At 61.4% G+C, this 3,217-nt stretch carries 3 protein-coding genes and 2 pseudogenes; 2 read left to right on the top strand and 3 right to left on the bottom strand.

Annotated features, from left to right (window positions below; genetic code table 11):
- Window positions 1-66: 66 nt before the first annotated feature.
- Window positions 67-351: pseudogene (locus tag ACFSCT_RS10100) on the top strand (phosphomethylpyrimidine synthase ThiC); the annotation flags it as partial.
- 154 nt (window positions 352-505) lie between these two features.
- Here the strand turns inward: ACFSCT_RS10100 and ACFSCT_RS10105 are convergent.
- Window positions 506-973 (bottom strand): annotated as a pseudogene (locus ACFSCT_RS10105) (transposase); the annotation flags it as partial.
- 336 nt (window positions 974-1,309) lie between these two features.
- Between ACFSCT_RS10105 and ACFSCT_RS10110 the strand changes: the two are divergent.
- Window positions 1,310-1,969, top strand: a complete 660-nt coding sequence (locus ACFSCT_RS10110; RefSeq protein ID WP_082379096.1) for a cation diffusion facilitator family transporter — start codon at window positions 1,310-1,312, stop codon at window positions 1,967-1,969.
- Here ACFSCT_RS10110 and ACFSCT_RS10115 read toward each other — a convergent pair.
- On the bottom strand, window positions 1,953-2,369 hold the full coding sequence (locus ACFSCT_RS10115) for a cytochrome P450 (protein ID WP_255471342.1): 417 nt from the start codon (window positions 2,367-2,369) through the stop codon (window positions 1,953-1,955). The genes ACFSCT_RS10110 and ACFSCT_RS10115 overlap by 17 nt on opposite strands.
- The gene (locus ACFSCT_RS10120) at window positions 2,308-3,195 is read right to left on the bottom strand and encodes a cytochrome P450 family protein (RefSeq protein ID WP_255471341.1); all 888 of its coding nucleotides are present in this window, start codon (window positions 3,193-3,195) and stop codon (window positions 2,308-2,310) included. The genes ACFSCT_RS10115 and ACFSCT_RS10120 overlap by 62 nt, the downstream gene beginning before the upstream one ends.
- Between the last annotated feature and the right edge of the window lie 22 nt (window positions 3,196-3,217).

Raw genomic sequence — 3,217 nt, forward strand, 5'->3', positions numbered from 1 at the left:
GCCTGCTCCTTCAAAGTTGGCGCAGACTCTACATCACGGTGAGGGATTTCGCGGGGGGCAGGTCAGGAGTTTGTCGCGATCCGCGAGAATTTAGGCCGCACCGCGATTCGAGAAATGATGGTGCGCGACGGCGAAAACCTCGGCGCCGCCATCCCTGATTTCGTCACCCCCGAATTCGTGCGCGACGAGGTGGCGCGCGGACGGGCGGTAATCCCGGCCAATATCAACCATCCCGAAGCCGAGCCGATGATCATCGGTCGCAATTTCCTGGTCAAGATCAACGCCAATATCGGCAATTCGGCGGTAACCTTTCATCAGCCCGGCCTCGCCGAGCAGGTCCTCAGGGCGCTCCACGCCCTTCAGCAGTTCGTCCAGCAGTTCCTTGGAAATCGTCATGCATGCTTCCTTTCGAAGAAGCATGGACCGGATCGCTCATACACAGAAGATCTGACACTCTCCTGGCGTCATCTTCCGCTGACCATTGCGAGTATTCGGCCTTGGTGTAGCGGCTGGCATCCGCCTTGATCAGCGAAGCGTCCGCCCCAAAGCTCTCACCGCCCACGAGCCCCTCGACGATGCACCGCGCCAGCACTGCCTCGAAGAGCCGCCGGAACAGATCGCTCTCTCGGAACCGGCCATGCCGGTTCTTCGAGAAGGTCGAGTGGTCGGGCACCGCGTCGGTCAGATCGAGCCGGCAAAACCATCGATATGCCAGGTTGAGATGGACTTCCTCACAGAGACGCCGTTCCGACCGAATGCCAAAGGCATAGCCCACGATGAGCATCCGTATCATCAGCTCCGGATCGACCGAGGGGCGGCCAGTCGTGCTGTAGAATGGGGCGAGATGACGGCGCATGTCTCCGAGATCAACGAAGCGGTCAATGCCCCTGAGCAGATGGTCCGCCGGGACATGGTCTTCTATCGTGAACTCGTAGAACAGCGCGCCCTGCGAAACCTGCCTCGGCCCCATCATCGCCAGTTCTCCCATGCTTCAGGAGAATTGAATCAGCACCAGTGACGTCGCTCAAGCGGAGTTTTTCAACACCATCTCCGCCCTGCCCACCTTCATCCTCCGATGATGCTGCGCGATGGACGAATGGCCGGTCTAGTGAAGCTGCACCGCGGCGATCGGCAAGGGACTGAACGGCAGGTCAGGGCCGATCGCGACGGGCAAGCACATGCTGAAACGGCGAACTCACCCGACATCAACGCGGTCAATTGGGCTCAAACCGGTCATTCGCCGCACCCCGCGCGAACGGCCGCAGTCAGCTTAGCGTAGGATTCCACACTCTCCCGCAAACGACCCCTTATGAGTAGTCAGAAAGATAACCGGCAGGCCAATCTGACGCGCGGCATCCGCGTCGAGATCGCCAGCCTCGTCTACAACATCATCGAGGTCGTCGTATCCGTCACCGTGGGACTTCTGACCGGCAGCGCGGCACTGGTAAGCTGGGGTCTCGACAGCACGGTCGAAGCCACCTCAGCCGCGACGCTGATCTGGCGCTTGAAGGGGGAGAAGGACGGTGCCGGCAAGCGCACGGTCCTGCACCGCAAGAAGGTCGCGCTCTACGTGGTTGCCTGTGCCTTCTGGATCGTCGTCGCGGCGATCCTCTACGAGGCGGTCTCCGCCTTCATTTCGCAGAAGGCGCCGGGCTTCAACTGGTGGGGTATCGCGATTCTGGGTGCTTCGCTCGTGGTCAACCCGTTCCTCGCCTGGGGCAAGTATCGCTATGGCAAACGGCTCGATGCGCCCGCCCTGAAGTACGATGCCAAGGACACCATGATCTGCCAGTATCAGACAATCGTGGTGTTGGCCGGGATCGGTCTGACGCAATGGATGGGCTGGTGGTGGGCCGACCCGGTCGCGGCGCTTCTGATCGTGCCCTACGTTGCGTGGGAAGCGTTTGAGGCCACCAAGGATGCGCGGTCGGTCGAGCCGGAGGAGGCCGACGCTACTGCCGACGCCTGACGTTGCGCATGATGAACCGGGATTTAGGCATGGGCGGCAGTTCTTCGGTTTCCAGATCCAGATCCTGATCTGGCACTTCGTAGTCGATGGCGTTCACGAAGAAACTGCAAAACGCCTTCATCTGGCTGATCGCGATCCACTCGCCCGGACAACGGTGGTTCCTGTGGTGATCACCACCGCCCTGCGGAATGAAGTCGTAGGGGGTGACCTCCCGATCGTGAAACCGCTCGGGCCGGAACTCTTGCGGCGCGTCCCACGAGCGAGCGTCGGTATTTGTGCCGTAGAGGTCGAGCAGAACCCTGTACCCTTTGGAAAAGCGATATCCGCGCCACTCGAAATCACTCTTCACCCGTGCCGCGACCGCGGGAAAGAACGGATACAGACGGCGGACCTCTTGCACGAAAGGTTCGAGCTGTCCCTCGTCGTCCTTCAGCTTTTGCCGCCACTCGGGATGCCGATGCAGGGCATGCGCCGCCTGGGCGATGAACGCAGAGACGGCGACGATCGGGCGTACTACGTTCAGAAGCTCCACGGCGGCAACCTTGGAGCAGCTCCCCATTCAGATCGCGCCACGTCGCGACGACATGGGCGGCGCTTTCCTGTCCTGTCTGAAGGCTTCCGTCGCGCAGCCGTTCAATAATCCCGGCTGTCCAACGCTCTGCGCGATGCCGCGCCAGACGCGCACCCCAGTGCTTCCAGCCGACCGCCCCGGCGTCTTGGAAGAGCGCCGTCATCTGCGCCGTCCGCGTCTCGACCTCCGCTTCGGGAAGCGGCACGCCCGACCAGGCGCAGGCAGCTCTGGTGAGGATTTCGCGCACTTCGTCGTAGAGAACGACCTTCTCCGCCGCTTGCCAGTCCCGTGCGTAGCGGTCCAACAGGTCCCGCGTCGTGTTTTCGAGAGCTTCGATCCGCTCCGACGCCATGAGTGACATAAACATCCGCTTCCGATGACGGTGGGCCTCGCCATCGAGCCCCTGGATGCCCTTTTCGCCGAGCAGGGTTCTCTGGATACGCTTCGGCATCGAGCCTGCGCGCACGAGCCCATCCTCGGAATAGAAGACCTCCGCAGCTGCGGCACCAGTCATGCAGATCGTCTTTTGAAAGAGGATGCGGGTCTCGAACAGGTCGCCCTCAAGATCGCGGCATGTGTCCGGAATGAACTCATATGGGTTGCGCAGCAGGGCAAGCGTGCTGTCGATGCCCTTTGCGGATGGAATGCTGGACATCGATTATTTCCCCGTAACGTTT

It is taken from the genome of Paracoccus pacificus (assembly GCF_042680785.1).
GTDB lineage: Bacteria > Pseudomonadota > Alphaproteobacteria > Rhodobacterales > Rhodobacteraceae > Paracoccus > Paracoccus pacificus.

What these genes read in the sequence shown, in the direction of transcription:
- ACFSCT_RS10110 (WP_082379096.1), top strand. Translation starts at nt 1,310, where the DNA reads ATGAGTAGTCAGAAAGATAACCGGCAGGCCAATCTGACGCGCGGCATC.
- ACFSCT_RS10120 (WP_255471341.1), bottom strand. Translation starts at nt 3,195, where the DNA reads ATGTCCAGCATTCCATCCGCAAAGGGCATCGACAGCACGCTTGCCCTG.